Raw genomic sequence first — 16,387 nt, forward strand, 5'->3', positions numbered from 1 at the left:
AATAAAAAACGGATAAAGGCAAAATTAAAAATGAGCCCGGTGCAATACCGGACTCGTTTGGATCAAGTAGCCTAATGAAATAACCGTGTCTAACTTTTAGGGGTCACTTCATTGCGGAATGGCTTTTCAATTTATTTTAAATCTTCTATTGAGAAAGCACCTGGAAGTAATTGCTCAACAGTTACTTCTTTTTCATCGCCTTTTACATTTGTTAGTAAAACAGGCATTTTCGGTTCACAGAATTCAGCAATTACTTGTCTACAAGCACCACAGGGTGAAATCGGTCCGTCCGTTTCTCCTGTAATGACTAAGTAACTAAAGTCGCGCTCACCTTCTGATACTGCTTTAAAGATTGCCGTTCTTTCTGCACAGTTACATAAACCGTAAGACGCATTTTCTATATTACAACCAGTATAGATTTTACCTTCTTTCGTAACTAACGCTGCACCAACAGGAAATTTCGAATACGGAATATATGCTTTCGATAACATCTTATTTGCTTCTTCAATATATTTTTTCTTATCCATATTATTTCCTCCTCAAAGTAAGTGTAATTATGATTAGTCAGTAATAACTGTATGAACCAATTTAGGAGCCACTGCTGTTTCAGCGATAGAAATGTTCTCATAGATTTTTGCTTTTACATCTTCTACATTTTCACGATTTGCATAGATTGTTACGAATGGCTCGCCTTCTTTTACTGCATCGCCAACTTTTTTACGTAACATTAATCCTACTGCTAAATCGATTTCATCTTCTTTTGTCGCGCGGCCAGCACCTAATAACATAGCTGCGATACCAATCTCATCTGCAACAATGTTAGAAATAACACCTGAAGTTTTAGCAGGTACATCAATTACATACTTCGCCTGTGGCATTTTTTCTGGATTGTCTACGATTGAGCTATCTCCGCCTTGATTGCTTAAGAACTCTTTAAACTTATCAGTTGCTTTTCCGTTTTTCATAACTTCAATTAGCATTTCACGAGCTTCTTCTAATGTATTTGCTTTTTTCGCAAGTACGACCATTTGACTTCCTAATACAAGTACTAATTCTGTTAAATCTTCTGGACCTTCACCTTTTAACGTATCAATCGCTTCTTTCACTTCTAGAGCATTACCAATCGCGAATCCAAGAGGTTGTGACATATCTGAAATAACAGCCATAGTTTGACGTCCTACATTATTTCCGATACGTACCATTGCATGTGCTAATTCTTTTGCATCTTCTTCTGTCTTCATAAATGCGCCAGCACCTGTTTTTACATCAAGTACGATTGCGTCAGCACCAGCTGCAATTTTTTTACTCATAATTGAACTTGCGATTAAAGGAATTGAGTTAACAGTTCCTGTTACGTCGCGTAATGCATAAATCTTTTTATCAGCAGGTGTTAAGTTTCCTGTTTGTCCAATAACAGCTACTTTGTCACGGTTTACAATATCAATGAACTGCTCTTTCGTAATTTCAACGTGGAATCCTTCTACCGCTTCTAATTTATCAATTGTTCCGCCTGTATGTCCTAAACCACGACCAGACATTTTTGCTACTGGTACATCTAAAGCAGCTACTAATGGCCCTAATACTAATGTTGTTGTATCACCAACACCGCCAGTTGAATGCTTGTCTACTTTAATTCCTTCAATTGCTGATAAGTCGATTGTTTCTCCAGACTCAACCATCGCCATCGTTAAATCTGCACGTTCACGATCTGTCATATCTTTAAAGAAGATTGCCATTGCAAGTGCACTCACTTGATAATCCGGAATACTTCCGTCTGTATATCCATTAATAAAGAATTTGATTTCTTCAGTCGTTAATTCTTTGCCGTCACGTTTTTTTGCAATAATATCTACCATTCTCATTACAATCACCATTCCTTTTTATATGATATGAATCTGTTAAAATAATAAGCCAACAATTGTTGCTGATAAGAAACTTACTAACGTTGCACCGAAAAGTAATTTCAAACCAAATCTTGCGACTACATTCCCTTGCTTTTCATTTAAACTCTTAACTGCCCCTGCAATAATTCCAATTGAAGAGAAGTTTGCAAACGAAACTAAGAATACAGATATAATCGCTGTCGTTCTATCTGAGAAATTAAAGTTTCCTTGTGCTAAATCTGTCATAGCGACAAATTCATTTGATACTAATTTTGTTGCCATAATATTTCCGGCATTAACTGCTTCATGCCAAGGTACACCCATAATAAATGCAAATGGTGCAAATACATAACCAAGAATTTCTTGGAATGAAATACCGATTACACCTTTAAATACGGCATTAATGAATGCGATCAAAGCAACGAAGCCGACTAACATAGCTGCTACTGTAATCGCAACTTTAAATCCGTCTATAATATATTCCCCTAATACTTCAAAGAAAGTCTTTTTCTCTTCTTCTTGTACTTCTAACATATCTTCTTCTTCAGTAACTTCATAAGGGTTAATGATAGAAGCGATAATAAAACCACCGAATAAGTTAAGCACTAAAGCGGTTACAACATATTGTGGTTTTAATAACACCATATACGATCCAACGATAGACATTGAAACGGTAGACATTGCAGATGCACATAATGTATACATTCTTTTCTCTGGCAATAATCCTAGTTGTTTCTTAACTGAAATAAACACTTCAGATTGTCCTAAAATCGCAGAAGCAACAGCGTTATATGATTCTAGTTTCCCCATTCCGTTTACTTTACTTAATGCTAGACCGATAGATTTCACAATAATAGGTAATACTTTAATGTGTTGCAAAATACCTATTAAAGCTGAGATAAATACGATTGGCATTAATACACTTAAAAAGAACGAAAACTCTTTTTGATTTACTAATCCACCAAATACGAAATTCACACCGTCAGCGGCATATTTTAATAGCTCTCCAAAACCATCTGCTATTCCGCTAATTAATACATTCCCTACACTTGTATTTAATAATAAAAACCCCAAAATGAATTGTAATATAACCATCGTTATGATTGGGCGATATTTGACTTTTTTTCTATCATTACTAGCAAGCCAAGCGATACCTAAAATCAATACGAGGCCAAAAATACCAATTAAGTATTTCATAAGCCGTTTCCTCCCATTCGTATCCGCTTACATTTTTTTCAATTGTTAAAGCAATAGATACACTTTACTTTGTGTATCTATTGCTCTTAACTTCATTAATGATTAGTAGTTATCTGTAGCACCTTTTGCATCATTTAATACGATTGCAACACTAGCACTTGCTCCTACGCGAGAAGCTCCAGCAGCTACCATTTTGTCTGCATCTTCACGTGTACGAACGCCACCAGATGCTTTTACACCAACGTTTGGTCCTACTGTTTTACGCATTAATGCGATATCTTCAGCAGTTGCTCCGCCAGTTGAGAATCCAGTTGAAGTTTTTACGAAGTCCGCACCAGCTTTTACTGATAATTCACAAGCGCGTACTTTCTCTTCGTCTGTTAATAGGCAAGTTTCAATGATTACTTTTACAAGAGCTTTTCCTTTTGCTGCTTGTACTACTTCATAAATATCTTTTTCAACGAACTCGTTATCGCCATCTTTTAGAGCGCCTACGTTGATTACCATATCAACTTCAGTTGCACCTTTTGCGATAGCATCTTTTGTTTCGAAAGCTTTTGTTTCAGTAGTGCTTGCTCCTAATGGGAAACCGATTACAGTACAAACATCTACATCATGTCCAGCTAATTCTTCAGCAGCTAGCTTCACCCATGTAGGGTTAATACAAACAGAAGCGAATTTATATTCCTTTGCTTCTTCGATTACTTTCATAACATCTTCTTTTGTAGTATTAGCTTTTAAAATTGTATGGTCAATTAACTTTGCAATATTCATTATCTTCACTCCTCATATCTTTTAACAACTTCATTCTAACTCTTAGTTGAACAAATGTAAATATACTTTTGAAATTTTGTTCATTCTTTTCAAAAAGTAATTTTCTTGTAGTAAATAAAGCGCTTTCTAACTAAAAAACAATTCATATTTAAAATCAAAACTTTTATATTAACAATGGTAGTATGTATCTCAATATCCATAATTATTTTTAAAAAGGCAATTTGCATTCAAAAAACACTCCCATAATTCATGCATAGTAAAATAAAAGGCTTTCTCAAAATTAACATCTTGAGAAAGCCTTTTATTTTTAATCTTTTTGATAATGTAACAATTCCTTCGCCGTATGCTGATCAATAATTAATACATTTGCATACCCGCCACGTAACGCACCATCAATTGATTTTATTTTTCTATTACCACCGGCAACTAAAATAGAGCGTTTCTTTAATTTCAGTTCTTCTAACTCAATTCCAATAGTCCGCTTATTAATTTCTTCACTACTAATCTTTCCGTTCCCATCAAAGAATCTTGAACAAATGTCACCGACCGATTGTTTTTTGAGTAAACTCGTTTCATCCTTATCAAAATAACCTAATCGGAATAAAAGCGCTTCGTCTCGCACTGTTCCTACAGTGAAAATTGCAATATTCGCTTGTTTCCCCATTTCGATAATGTGATGGATATGTCGATCCTGCTCTACTAATTCTTTTGTCACTGCATTATCAAATATAACTGGAAGGGGTAGATTTCTTGGCGTCGTTTGAAAAGCATCTGCAAATAAAGCAATCGTTTCATTCGCATATGTATTTACGCTCGAATGACTAATACCACCTTTTAACTGAACAACTTCTACACCTTTTACATGTTGTGGTACAATTTTTCTAGCGATTTCATACATCGTCATTCCCCAGCTTACACCAACAATATCACCAGTTTTAACCGTCTTTTCCATATACTCAGCTGCATATTTACTAATATATTCTGTAATCGTTGCATATTCTGGCACTGGAGAAAATACGACATGTGCCTCTAACAAGTTGTACTTTTCTTTCAGTAAATTTCCAACGTTATCTAAATCAGCAAATGGATCGGCTATGCTAATTTGAACAAACCCTTTTTCTTTCGCGTACTTTAATAGTCTAGAAATCGTCGGTCTTGAAATATTTAATTTGTTAGCAATTTCTTGCTGACTATAATCTGATTGATAATATAATCTTGCAACTTCAACGCTTAATTGTTGTTTATCTTTATCCATAGTAACTCGTTACATATCCTTTCCTGTATTTCCTTTTCATTACAAGCATTATACAGCTTTATGCAAGAAATTTCGACTACTGAATTTTATCCACCTGAACTTCTATTACATTTATTACATACAAGGAAACCTTATTGTATAGATTTACAAACTCAATATAGATACACTTGAACACGTAAATCGATTTATATGTAATTCATTCTTTTTTCTTTTTCTTTTTCTTTTTCTTTTTCTTTTTCTTTTTCTTTTTCTTTTTCTTTTTCTTTAGTAACGATAACAAAGCCTTCCAATAAGAAACATGAAACATCGTCTAAAAGCTATTCAAATACCCCTCATAAACAGAAGATACATTTTATGAGGGGTATTTATTCAATTTAAGTATAAATAAATTGGATGGAAACAATGCAAGTTCCCACTTATTTAGAATAAGTGAAAAGATGATGCTTTATTTGTTCAATAAAATATTGATGGTGTATATTATCGTTAGATACGCGACTTGCCATAATGGCTCCCTCCATTGAAGATGCAAGAAAAGAAGCAAGCGATATAATGTCTATATCTTCTTTAAGTTCTTGTTCCTCTATTCCTTCCTTTATGAGAGAGGCCATTAACATTACTGTATCATCATAGCCTTTTGCTGCTGCTTTTTGTAATTCTGGAAATACTCCCGTACTTTCAATTGCACTATTAAGCAATGGACAGCCTCCAGCAATAGGTGGATTGTTAGCTGCATCCTGATATATAAGGAAAATTGCAAAGATTTTATCGATTGCTGTCTTTTTATTTTCCATTGCTTTATGAAAATGCCCCCACATAATCTCACCACTTTTGTCGTAGGCAGCAAGGACAATTTCTTCTTTATTTTTGAATCTACGATAAATAGCTCCTTTAGATAGTTCAGTAGCTGTCATTATATCCTGGATGGATGTGTAAGTTATCCCATTAGTATTAAATAAATATAAAGATGTTTCAATAATCTTTTCTTTCACCTTATCAACTTTAGTCATGCTTTGTGGTCCTCCTAATAAAACGAACTTAATATTTAAGCTGATTGTTACTATAATTTTTTTGAATTTTTATTGTAAGTATAAATAAGTTTGAAGCAAAAATATCTTATCAATCCCTATCTTATAGGAACCTAAAACAATACAGTTTGAGGTTCATTAAATTATTTTATCTATAACATTCGAATGAATTTTCTGTTAATAACAACATGACCAATTGGTTAATTCAGTCATATTATATAACTAATTCTATCTAAAATCATAGAAGAAGTAAAAATATATAGTTAATTATAATGTATAGACATATAACTATTATATATAATTTTTATTAATATGTTTAGCTAAGGGGCTTAAGCTACTCCCACCTTCATTTCATTCTATAAAAGGTTAATCATTAATGATCGCTGTAATTTGATTGTAAATAAGCAACTAACATATAATTACATTTGATTTTTACCATGTTAATTTTATTAATAATTTGTAAAGGGGGTTTTAAAAACTAGAAACTTGTAGTATTATTAGTTTTCGAACCGAACGGTTCGGTTCGAAAACTAATATAAATGAAGGAGAACCGAATGCAGAAAGAAAAATCAAAGATGCTAAGTAATTTAATTATGGAGGTAATGAATTGAACTTTATTAAAATGAATCAAAAAGAACTTATTATGCTAATAATTTATACACTGTTTGTACCATTTCAAATTGGCTTGTTCATATTATTTGGCCTATCACTTTTAACTAACAGTAATTTAGTTGAATCAGAATTTGCTCTTAGTGCCATCGGTTTGACTATACCTGCTCTTGTAGGAATCATTTTCTTTAGGAAAGAGATTATTGAAAGTTTTACTTATTTTAAAGAGAAGACAATTTTGAAAATAGTAAGTATTCCTATGGTGGTTTTATTTACGGTAATTGTAGAACAGATTGTTATGCGTTTTCTAGCAACTGGTCAGCCAGAGAACCAAGAACAGCTCCTTGAAACGGGCGCGGAGATACCTCTTATACTTACATTGCTTGTATTTGGTATTCTCGGTCCAATACTTGAAGAACTTATATTTCGTTATATAATATTAAATCGTTTTTCGCATTATATTGGTACTGCTATTGCATCCATCATTTCAATTATAATTTTTACAGTGCTGCATACGAACCAGCTTTCGGATTTTGCTCTTTATTTACCTGGCGCGGTGATACTTACTGCGGCTTATCTTATTTCTAACAGATCCCTTGCATATGTTATGGCGATACATATGTTAAACAATTGCATTACTTTCATTCTAAACTAGACTTGTTTCTGTTGTAGAGTAAAAAAACAGATATTAATAAATGGGGATTACAATTTAGATAGTGACTAATGATTTATATAATTCCTTGCACTTCAAAAAACCACAGTTTGGATGTAAACTGTGGTTTCTTTTATATAGGGATACACCATATCACAAGCAAGCTAAGAAAAGCAGATACCCTGAGATAAGAAAATTGGTATGAAGATGTAAAATCAATTATAAAATAGTAGCTTTAGAATACAAGAAAAGAGAAATAACCACCATTATTTATCTCTCATTTCATTTACATATTTATTTTTGGAAAAACAACCTAACTCCAAATACTAATAATACTGCGCCCGTAATACCCTCAATTGTACGGTTCACTCGTTCTTTTCTTAAAAAAGTTCTTAATTGACGTATGAGTGAGATATAAAGTAAATACCATATTGCTGTCAAAGTCGTAAAGATGACTCCTAATAAAAGAAATTGGAGGAAATGATTTTGATTACTCACAATAAATTGGGGTAGAAAACTAAGAAAAAACACAGCAGTTTTTGGGTTTAAAATTGCCGTTGTAAATCCTTGTCTAAAACTTTTAATCGTCCCAATATCCTTAGCGTTCATTTCCACCGAAACTTGCATATCTTCTTTTTTAGAAAAAGCACTTTTAATTGACTTTACAGCTAAGTAAATTAAATACAAAGCCCCAGCATATTTAATAAATATAAATAACATAGAAAATTTCATTAGAATGGCCGAGAGTCCTAGCGTAGCCATTATTGTATGAATCATCATTCCAGATATCGTTCCTAAGACAGTCTTTATTCCACCATTTGTGCCATACGAGATAGTATTTTTTGTAACTAGTGCGAAACCAGGACCAGGCATTATTATAATTAGCATTGCTGTAAGGATAAACAATAAATAATTTTCCATGTTCTAGCATTCCCTTTCCAATTTTTAGTTTTGCTTACAGTATAGCTTTTTTCATTAAAACATTACATATAAAAAGCTTAATCAGAAGTTTATTTATGTTATTAGTATCAATTTATCTAAACATTATCCCAAAACCCCATTGATAAAACACATGGCAAATTTATATATTAAATAACAAGCCCATCTCTCACAAAAAACAGGATAAAAAAATAAACAGTGGAACTAGTCCACTGTTTACTTCGCCACGCCTTCATGTAATTTTTCTGTATAATCTTTTACATCTTTCCAGCTATCTTTCGCTGTATGTAAGTCTTCTTTTATAAACGTAAATTCTTCAGGGGTGATTCCCTTTACGTTTTGTAATAAGTTATTATATTTTGCCCCTACTGTATACCATTGATTTGATATATTTTGCAGTGCTGTAATGGCTGCATCAATTGTTTCAGTCATGTTTGTTGTTTTATTTTTTACATCAGTCAAAATTGCGACTTCTGCTTGTGCGCCAGAAATTCTATCCTTTAAATTAGCGATTTCTCTTTCTGCATTTGCGATATCTTTTTTCGCAACGGCAATCATCGGTCCGCCAGCAAGGCATGTTATTAACGCTACGCAAAGTACGCCACCAGCAATGACCATATCATTACTCTTTTTGATTGAATCGTTATATGTATTGATTTGTTGCTCTAGAGCTGGAATACCAGCATTCGTACTTGCTAAAATTGCTGTTAATTGATTTGTATCCTCTTTAAAACTATTTGTGTCTTTCGCCATTCTATCGCGAAAAGCTTTCAAATCCCCTAATAATACATCTACCTCATTTTGATTCTTTACAATATCCGCATACAATTTTTCTATATCCGCTTTTAACTTTACGCTATCTTTTTGATCAATCGCTATTAGCATGCTATTATAATACGCTTGAAAAGTATTATTGTAATTAATAATATTTTGATCTGTTTTCATAATTTGAGGCTTCATATAATTTAACCAATAAGCCGCGTTAATTTTTGCATCTCTTTGATGCTGAATCATATTTCCTTTAAACTCACTATTAATCGAACTTATTTTACTTAAATCAGTCTCTTGCTGATTTTGAATTAATTTTGCATATGAATCCATTGCAAATATGCTCGATGTCGTTTGTGCCATTACATCTTGGAAGCCCGCCGGCCCGAGAGAATAACTTTTCACACTTTCTTGCAATGTTTTTACGTTTTGTTCTGCTGCAAAAGGATGTAAAGGAAATGCATTACTCGTTGCCACCCCAGCAATCATTAACGTTAAAAGACATTTTTTATAAAATCGTTTCTGCATACTTTTCACCTATTTTCTTTATAAGGGTATAAAGTGAAACTTTAATCAGTGGGGGTTCTTCATCCCCCACTGATTATTAGTTGAACCAATCGGACTTTTAGGGGCAGTTGATCCCCACCTAAATTCTTTGCTTTCGCTGCATTTTGAGTTGGGGGTCTTACTGTCCATTAAAGTGGGATAAAAAGCTCCTGCTCACAACTGAACAGGAGCTTCAAACCATTCATCAATACTTAACGCTCTAACGATTCGTATTCGATTATGCTTTTTTCGTATCTACTACTTTAATATCTTCAGCATAAATCTTTTCTGCATAGTCTTTAATATTTTTCCAACTATCTTTCGCAATGTTTAAATCTTCTTTAATGAAAACAAGGTCATTTGGACTAATTGAATCTACATTTTGAAGTAAAGAATTGTATTTTGATCCCATTGTGTACCATTGGTTTGAAATATTTTGCAACGCTGTAATTGCAGTATCAATTGTATTTGTTAAATACTCCGTTTGTGTTTTAATGTTCGTTAATCCTGCTACTTCTAATTGCGCAGTTGTAACTTGTCCTGTTATTTTTTGAATTTCAGCCTGTGCATTATCAAGTTCTTTCTTGGCTAATACGATACCAGCTGTACCACCGCCTACAGCTGCTGCACCACCTGCGATTAACGCGACTCCTAGCGGTGTTCCTGCTCCTGTAGCAATAACTACTGCACCACCGATAATTGCAATCGGGCCTAGTGCTGTGGCAACTGATGAACCGATTATAATTGCGTTATATTTACTAATTGCTTCATTGTACGTTGTAATTTGATTTTGTAGAAGCGGGATTCCTGCATCTTGACTAGCTAATATAGATGTAATTTGATTCGCGTCTCCCTTAAAGTTTTGCGTATCTGACGTCATTTTATTTCGGAATTTTTTCAAGTCTTCTACTAACTGATCTACTTGCGCTTTATTTTCATTAATACTACTTGATAATCTAGTTAAGCCTTTCGTAAGAGTCGCTGTATCCTTTGCATCTACCGCAGTAACTAAAGTATCATAATAGTTTTGGAATTTCGTATTGTAGTTAATGATATTTTGATTCGTTGAAATAAGCTGTGGTTTTAATACATCTAACCATTGCTTCGCATTTCCTCTAGCTGTATCTTGGTGCTGAATTACTTTCCCTTTTAAAGCCGCATCAACAGACGATACATTTCCAAAGTTAACATTCCCTTGTTTAATAATTGTTAAAGCGTACAGATCCATTACTAAAGCGTTTGAACCCGTTCTTTCCATTGCATCTTTTAAGCCTTCTGGTCCTAATGAATATTCCTCATAATCATTATAAGCTTTTGCTACCGCATGAATTGGAGCTTGTTTCACTGTACTTTCAGCTGCATACGTATGGGCTGGCATAATGTTTCCTGCTGCAAATACTGCCATAAGTGCTGATAGAGCCATTACTTTATAAGGTTTTTTTGTCATTTTTCTTCTCTCCCTATATCGTTACTTATTTTTAATGTACTTCAACGTTTGTAACGTAATCTTCAAATTGATTTGTTTGCTTATTCATTTCATCACTTACTTTTTTAATTTGATTGAAATGTTTTTGAAGTAAACTACTATCTGTATATGTACCTTCTTCAACATTCTTTTGAATTTGGATCATATTATTATTTAAAACTTTCCAATCTGTTAATAACGTTTCTAAAGTTGTAATTTGACGATCGATTAGTTCTGTGAAACTACTTACTTGATCTTCAACGAATGTAATTTGTGTCGCCTCTGCTTCAGTTTGTGATAATTTTTGAATAAGTGGTAGTAGCTCTTTTTGCTTTTGCTGAATGCGAAGAGCTGCTTCCCTCGTTTGACTATCTGCAGCATTTACAATTTCATTACTTAAAGTACCGATAGAAACAAAATCGATAGTTTTCGTCTGAGCAGTTTGATTTGTGATTGTAAATACTTGTTTACCGATATTAATAGAACCTTTAATAATTTCTTGAGGTCTATTCAAAATAGTAGTTAGTTCAGCTTGAATCTCCCCTTGAATTCTTTTAATATCTTCTCTTAACTTCACAATATCTCCACTTGATCCTTGTAGTGTTTTTATTGCTTCATCGGCTTTAATTGATAAGTTGCTACTATCTTTGTCTAATACCGTTTTAAATCGATTTAACTCTAATAAATCTTGCTCCATACTCTCTTGGATGCTTTGTACTTGCAGTTGTAATTTTCCATATGCGCCTGTAAAATCTGCTTTTGCTTGTTCATCTTCATTTACGTTTCCTGCTAGTTCATAGAGCTTACTATAATAGCTATTAAATCGAGTGCTATATCTCATCATCTCTTGATTTAAGTCGATTAATTTCGGATTATATTCATCGATCCACTCTCTTACATTTGCCTTCGCAAACTTTTGATGATTCGTCAAACTACTCATCGCATTCACCTTAATATCTGGCTGTTGTAAAATAACTAATCCGTATGCTTGTATAAGCGGTGATTGTGATCCTAACATTCTAATTGAATTGGATAATGTATTTGGAGCAATTACATTTTGTGCATATACTGCTTTCACTTCTGTTTGCCCCTCCTTAGCGTAAGCGCTTACAGGAATAAAACAACTCGTAGATACTGCTGTAACCAATAACCCTGTAATTAAAGTCTTTTTCACTTTAACTCCTCCTATGTATTAGCAACTATTACTATCGCATTTTATTATTCTATTTTCTTGCATATAGTTTGAGATGGTTAAAATAGAGAACGTTCTCAACGTGATTCCTGTACGAACCATCTCTCCCAACTGTTATTGCTACAGTACTTACTTATTGCGATAAAACGTTTCATAACTTTTCATATGTGGTTAGTATGAATAAGATTGTATAAAATTTCTCTTTCACCAAAATTCCCACATTCGTACAGTGAATATATTACACAAAAATATTATTCATTTTAAAATATTTTTCGTACAGAAGTATGAAATTTCGTTTTGTTTTCATGTAAGTTTTGTACTGTAAGATCATTTAAACACAGCTATTTATATAACGTAAAGAAGTATTTTCATTCCCTTTATTTTCAAGCTTCCCTGTCCTTATTCCAAAATATGATCCGCTTCAATTCTCCAATTGAAATATCCATATATCACAACAAAAACCTCTACTCACTTATAGATATGAAAATTATATTAATATATCTTTTGGGTTCGTATGCAATTATGCATAGTGCATACACAAAAAGGATAGCTCCATTTTCATGAAGCTATCCTTAAAAAACCTTCTTACTTTTTCAAATGATATGGAACTGTCGTAATAACAACATTTCTTTTATAAAGTAAATACGCACGAATGAGTAAACTAGACTGATTATGAAGAATGTTATGCCAACCTTTTTTCGGAATGAACTGTGGTATAACTACAGTAACTCGGTAATTTGATTCACTCGCTTTATATTGTACTGTATCAATAAATTTAGTTAACGGCTGAATAATACTTCTATAATGAGAATGTAATGTAACAAGCCTTACTTCAGGTTGCCACTTCTTCCATTTTTCTTCAAATTTCTTTTCCTCTTCTCTATCAAAAGCAACATATACAGCGATAACTTGATCTGCAGAAAGAGATTTCGCATAGTTTAATGAATTTTCTACTACATGTGTCATACCAGCTACAGGAACGACAATTACATTTCCTTCAATCGGAATAATTCGCTCACAAGTTTTTAAACTTAGTTGGTCTCCTACTGCATCATAATGCTTCTTAATTCGGTGGAACAAGAAGATGATGGCAGGTAAGAAAATAAGAATTGACCAAACTTGTGCAAATTTAGTTAAAAAGAACATGCTCATTACGATAAAACTAATGACTGCACCAATTAAATTGACCGTTAATCTTAAAGCCCATCCTTCAGGTTTTTCACGAAGCCATTTTAATACCATACCACTTTGAGAAAGTGTAAATGGAATAAATACACCTACTGCATATAACGGAATTAAATGTTCTGTTTGCCCTTGGAAAGCTATAATTAAAATAATCGATGCGATTCCAAGTATAATAATACCGTTTGAATAACCTAAGCGGTCTCCTCTAATCGTAAACATTCTCGGTATAAATTTGTCTTTTGCAAGGTTTACTGCTAATAACGGAAATGCAGAATATCCTGTGTTAGCAGCAAGGATTAATATTAAAGCTGTTGTACCTTGTATGAAATAGTACATGAAATTACGTCCAAATGTTTGTTCAGCAATTTGTGAAACAACTGTTACTTCCTTACTTGGGGTAACCCCATAATAATAAGCTAAAAATACAATTCCTGAAAATAAAACCGCAAGTAATGCTCCCATTGCAAGCAACGTTTTAGCTGCATTGTTTGGTGCAGGATCTTTAAAGTTTGGAATTGCGTTAGAGATCGCCTCAACACCTGTTAAAGCTGAACTACCCGATGCAAATGCTCGTAGCAGTAAAAACAAACTAATTCCTGCAACCGGTGTTCCAATCGGCGTGTGCAAAGTCGGTGAAACGTGACCAGTTATAATATTATAAATACCTACACCAATTAATATAAATAGTGCTAGAACAAATAAATAAACAGGATATGCTAAAACGGAAGCTGATTCCGTTACCCCTCTTAAATTTAATATCGTAATAAATATAACAAATATAATCGCAATGATTACATTATGTGCATGTAAAGTAGGAAAAGCTGATGTAAGCGCATCTGTACCTGCAGACACACTTACCGCCACAGTTAAAATATAATCGACTAATAAAGATCCTCCAGCTATTAACCCTGGATTCATCCCTAAGTTTTCTTTTGATACAACATACGCTCCTCCGCCATGCGGATAAGCAAAAATAATTTGTCGATAAGATAAAATAAGAGCTGTCAATAATACTAATACCCCAACAGCGATTGGAATGGAATACCAATAAGCTATTGCTCCTAGACCTGCTAGTGCGATTAATATTTGCTCTGGTCCGTATGCAACTGATGATAATGCGTCAGAAGATAAAATGGCTAACGCCTTCGTTTTATTAAGCTTTTGCTCTCCTAACTCAGTTGATTTTAACGGTCTTCCAATTAAAAACCTTTTGATAGATGAAACCACTGCTGTCCACTCTCCAATAATTTTGTACGAACTTTTCTGCTAGTTACAGCGGATAAACTATTTCTTCAGAACACAAAAAATGCCTACAAGCCATAACGAAATAGACTTGTAGACATTAAATTTTTTGTCGCACAAGCTCCACCTTCCTTCTCAATATAACGCTTACGAGGTTAGCTGTCGGATTCGGGCCTATGAGTAGCCCTACCTTTTTCAAGGATTCACCCCATCGGATTAAGTACTAATCCATAAGAACGGGTCCCCCGCACCATGCGGTTTCAGCGATTTAGAAAATTGAAACTGTGGATTATAATACTCCTTTATTTTCAAAATGTAAACAAAAATTTTGAAAAAGTAAAAACTTAAGACGATTGCGCATAATCCGCCGGTAAATATACATAATGAATACTAAAAAACCGATAAAGGAGATCCACATGTCTAAAGAAAAGAAGCCTATTTTTTCCGATTCCTATTTAGATGCATTAGCAAATGAAATTAATCAGTTATATGGTAACCGTGATAACGAAAGAAATACGACAGAAAATACAAAAAGAAACGAATAAGTTGTCAAAAATAAAAAAGATAGCAACATTTATATGTTGCTATCCTTTACTCTTTTTCATACCCTTTCTTTAGTTAAAATCATTTTTTCATACACTTTCAAATTTTGATATACCGCACCCAATAATGGTGCTTCTACAGAAAATTGTTCCGCTAAATCTAGTAAGTATCCTTGCAAGTGCGTCCCTTCAACGGACGAACCTTTTTCCATATCACGCTGCATCGATGACTTCATATTATACGAAATTTTATCAATTGTTTTCATATGTTCCTGGGCAATATCTTCCTTAATTGGTGCTCCTATAAATCTCATGATTTGCACACATTCTTCAAATAAGTTTTGGATAAAATCACGTCCACCTTCGCTTTCACGAATCGGTCCTATCGTTGCACGCATTAATGTCGTCACACCCGACATTACAGTAATGAATAAATATTTATGCCACATATCTTGCGTAATATTTTCACTTAATACAAAACTAGATTTCGTACCTGCAAATGCTTTAGAAATATGCTGTATTCTCTCTGAATCATGAGACTTAATTTCTCCAAATACAAGCCTGTTGGCAGCACTCGTTTGTACAATTTCCCCTTGATCGTTTAACGTCGTCTCGATAAAGCATAAACCGCCAATTACTTTTTCTTCGCCAAACTCCTTTTGTAATAGTGATACATGGGCAATACCATTTAGCAATGGAATGATGACCGTATTTTCACCAACAAACGGCTTTACATCTTGAATTGCCTCGTTTAAGTGATACGCTTTTGTTGAAAATAAAATGACATCAAATGGAGCAGTTCGATTTTCCTTCGTTATTAATTTCGGTTGGAAGGAAAAATCTCCGTTAATGCTTCGGATTACAAGTCCTCTTTCCTCCAATTGTTTTTTCCGTTTACTACGAACAAGAAACGTAACATCTTCTCCCTTTTCTACTAAGCGACCTCCAAAAAAGCCTCCAACGCCACCAGCTCCTAATACTAAAATACGCATACAACATCCCCCTTTTCAAAATACAATTTTATAACTTTTAGTATACATAACATTATACATGTCCCCTGCTAAATAAGCTGAATTTTCATACTCAATCAAGTATAAAACAGTGGTTATTTTC

14 protein-coding genes and 1 riboswitch are annotated in these 16,387 nt (G+C 33.6%); of the genes, 2 read left to right on the top strand and 12 right to left on the bottom strand.

What is annotated here, in order from left to right:
* Positions 1-131: 131 nt before the first annotated feature.
* The 6 genes from ACTFOB_RS14445 to ACTFOB_RS14470 form a co-directional block, all read right to left on the bottom strand.
* On the bottom strand, positions 132-527 hold the full coding sequence (locus tag ACTFOB_RS14445; protein WP_000358539.1) for a cytidine deaminase: 396 nt from the start codon (positions 525-527) through the stop codon (positions 132-134).
* Between the two features lie 33 nt (positions 528-560).
* Positions 561-1,862 (bottom strand): pyrimidine-nucleoside phosphorylase, encoded by a 1,302-nt coding sequence (locus ACTFOB_RS14450; protein ID WP_440027360.1) that lies wholly within the window; start codon positions 1,860-1,862, stop codon positions 561-563.
* Positions 1,863-1,898: 36 nt separating this feature from the next.
* Positions 1,899-3,080 carry a NupC/NupG family nucleoside CNT transporter gene (locus ACTFOB_RS14455; RefSeq protein ID WP_098221743.1) on the bottom strand — a complete coding sequence of 394 codons (1,182 nt, stop codon included), beginning with the start codon at positions 3,078-3,080 and terminating at the stop codon, positions 1,899-1,901.
* Between the two features lie 102 nt (positions 3,081-3,182).
* A complete protein-coding gene (gene deoC, locus ACTFOB_RS14460; protein ID WP_001017444.1) occupies positions 3,183-3,854 on the bottom strand; it encodes a deoxyribose-phosphate aldolase in 672 nt (223 codons plus the stop codon).
* A 307-nt stretch (positions 3,855-4,161) separates the two neighbouring features.
* On the bottom strand, positions 4,162-5,109 hold the full coding sequence (locus ACTFOB_RS14465) for a sugar-binding transcriptional regulator (RefSeq protein WP_440027357.1): 948 nt from the start codon (positions 5,107-5,109) through the stop codon (positions 4,162-4,164).
* Positions 5,110-5,525: 416 nt separating this feature from the next.
* Positions 5,526-6,116 (bottom strand): TetR/AcrR family transcriptional regulator, encoded by a 591-nt coding sequence (locus ACTFOB_RS14470; RefSeq protein WP_440027355.1) that lies wholly within the window; start codon positions 6,114-6,116, stop codon positions 5,526-5,528.
* A 625-nt stretch (positions 6,117-6,741) separates the two neighbouring features.
* Between ACTFOB_RS14470 and ACTFOB_RS14475 the strand changes: the two genes are divergently transcribed.
* The gene (locus ACTFOB_RS14475) at positions 6,742-7,398 is read left to right on the top strand and encodes a lysostaphin resistance A-like protein (protein ID WP_440027353.1); all 657 of its coding nucleotides are present in this window, start codon (positions 6,742-6,744) and stop codon (positions 7,396-7,398) included.
* Between the two features lie 291 nt (positions 7,399-7,689).
* On the opposite strand, the gene ACTFOB_RS14480 is transcribed toward ACTFOB_RS14475, so the two are convergent.
* The 5 genes from ACTFOB_RS14480 to ACTFOB_RS14500 all read right to left on the bottom strand — a co-directional run bounded on the left by ACTFOB_RS14480 (position 7,690) and on the right by ACTFOB_RS14500 (position 14,717).
* Complete coding sequence (locus ACTFOB_RS14480; protein WP_440027351.1) at positions 7,690-8,316, bottom strand: LysE family translocator; 627 nt, start codon at positions 8,314-8,316, stop codon at positions 7,690-7,692.
* A 234-nt stretch (positions 8,317-8,550) separates the two neighbouring features.
* Positions 8,551-9,630 (bottom strand): non-hemolytic enterotoxin NHE subunit C, encoded by a 1,080-nt coding sequence (nheC, locus tag ACTFOB_RS14485; protein WP_440027349.1) that lies wholly within the window; start codon positions 9,628-9,630, stop codon positions 8,551-8,553.
* A 256-nt stretch (positions 9,631-9,886) separates the two neighbouring features.
* A complete protein-coding gene (nheB, locus tag ACTFOB_RS14490; RefSeq protein WP_440027347.1) occupies positions 9,887-11,095 on the bottom strand; it encodes a non-hemolytic enterotoxin NHE subunit B in 1,209 nt (402 codons plus the stop codon).
* Between the two features lie 31 nt (positions 11,096-11,126).
* Positions 11,127-12,287, bottom strand: a complete 1,161-nt coding sequence (nheA, locus tag ACTFOB_RS14495; RefSeq protein WP_440027345.1) for a non-hemolytic enterotoxin NHE subunit A — start codon at positions 12,285-12,287, stop codon at positions 11,127-11,129.
* A gap of 603 nt (positions 12,288-12,890) precedes the next feature.
* Entirely contained in the window at positions 12,891-14,717 is a 1,827-nt protein-coding gene (locus ACTFOB_RS14500; RefSeq protein ID WP_440027343.1) for an APC family permease, read from the bottom strand.
* 144 nt (positions 14,718-14,861) lie between these two features.
* A riboswitch (cyclic di-AMP (ydaO/yuaA leader) is annotated at positions 14,862-15,008 on the bottom strand.
* Positions 15,009-15,148: 140 nt separating this feature from the next.
* Between ACTFOB_RS14500 and ACTFOB_RS14505 the strand changes: the two genes are divergently transcribed.
* Entirely contained in the window at positions 15,149-15,277 is a 129-nt protein-coding gene (locus tag ACTFOB_RS14505; protein WP_264158327.1) for a hypothetical protein, read from the top strand.
* Between the two features lie 56 nt (positions 15,278-15,333).
* Here ACTFOB_RS14505 and panE read toward each other — a convergent pair whose 3' ends face one another.
* On the bottom strand, positions 15,334-16,266 hold the full coding sequence (panE, locus tag ACTFOB_RS14510; protein WP_440027341.1) for a 2-dehydropantoate 2-reductase: 933 nt from the start codon (positions 16,264-16,266) through the stop codon (positions 15,334-15,336).
* Positions 16,267-16,387 lie beyond the last annotated feature (121 nt).

This window comes from Bacillus cereus group sp. MYBK79-1, assembly GCF_051915365.1.
In the GTDB taxonomy this organism is placed as follows: domain Bacteria; phylum Bacillota; class Bacilli; order Bacillales; family Bacillaceae_G; genus Bacillus_A.